Raw genomic sequence first — 1,086 nt, 5'->3', positions numbered from 1 at the left:
TTGCTTTTTGACCTAGAAGCTGAATACAACGGTAAAAAAGTACAACCAGGGGTTGTTATGACATCTGGAGAACAACAAGTACGTAATGAGGTAGAGGTTTATACGACTAACGGTACACCATGGGAACTAGCTGGGATTGTAGGTAAAGCAGGTAAAGCGAATGCGTATCAACCGGGTACTATATTTAATAGTTTTGCTAGTATGAAGGGAATAGAATCATGGCTTTCACCAGAAGTCATTGCTGCCATTAAAGCGAAACAATTTATCACACCTGACTCGGCAACAGCAGGTTTAGGATCTCAAGTTTTTGGACCATATGTTAATGATACTGATAAGGCTACACCAATCGTATCATCGGCTAATGTATCTGAATTAGGATTTTATATTATGACTTCTGGTGTCCAATCTTCGATGATTGGTATTAAGTTCTCAGACTTCGGAGATCTTCCAGAATCATATGGAGTTGCAGAGCACTTTCTGAAAACACAAACTACAGACTGGACAACAAAAGTTGTTCGACAAATCCAACAACCATATTTAGGAACTGTTAAAGCAGATATTGACTCTGTATCTGGTAAACGTGTCCGTGGAATTGGTTCAGATGATCAATCTGATACTGGTGATGAAGGTGTTAAACAATTAATCGATGCAAAAGATGTACATGATAATGTAGATACTGGGGAACCAGAAGTTAAATTAGTAAAAGCTGCAGATGATACTTATGAAGTAAATATCACAGCGTCTGTGAATGGTAATGATAATTTCACAGATACTCCAGAGCCTGCATATGTTCGCGGATTTATTGACTTTAACCACAATGGGAAATTTGATGCGGATGAAGCTTCAGAAATCGTAAAAGTTACTGAAAAGAATCAAAAAGTAACACTTAAATTCCGTAATACACAAATCATCGATACAACAAAAGAAGCGGTTAACTTCCGTGTACGTATTGCAACAGATGAAAGTCAAGTAGAAAAACCTATAGGAATTGCTTACTCTGGGGAAGTAGAAGACAACCAGATCCAAGTAGCTCTTCCACCACGCGGTGATAAAGAAGAGACTACAGGTGCTCAAGGTGAAAAACAA

General features: G+C 38.2%; 1 protein-coding gene. It reads left to right on the top strand.

Annotated elements, in window-relative coordinates; translation table 11 throughout:
* A partial coding sequence (locus ACFX59_RS18220) for a CshA/CshB family fibrillar adhesin-related protein (RefSeq protein WP_387434464.1) occupies positions 1-1,086 on the top strand: 1,086 nt, incomplete at both ends.

The organism is Sphingomonas sp. NCPPB 2930, assembly GCF_042867205.1.
GTDB lineage: Bacteria > Pseudomonadota > Alphaproteobacteria > Sphingomonadales > Sphingomonadaceae > Sphingomonas.
The sequence above is the reverse complement of the archived record's forward strand: the minus strand, read 5'-3'. Positions and strand labels throughout refer to the sequence as shown.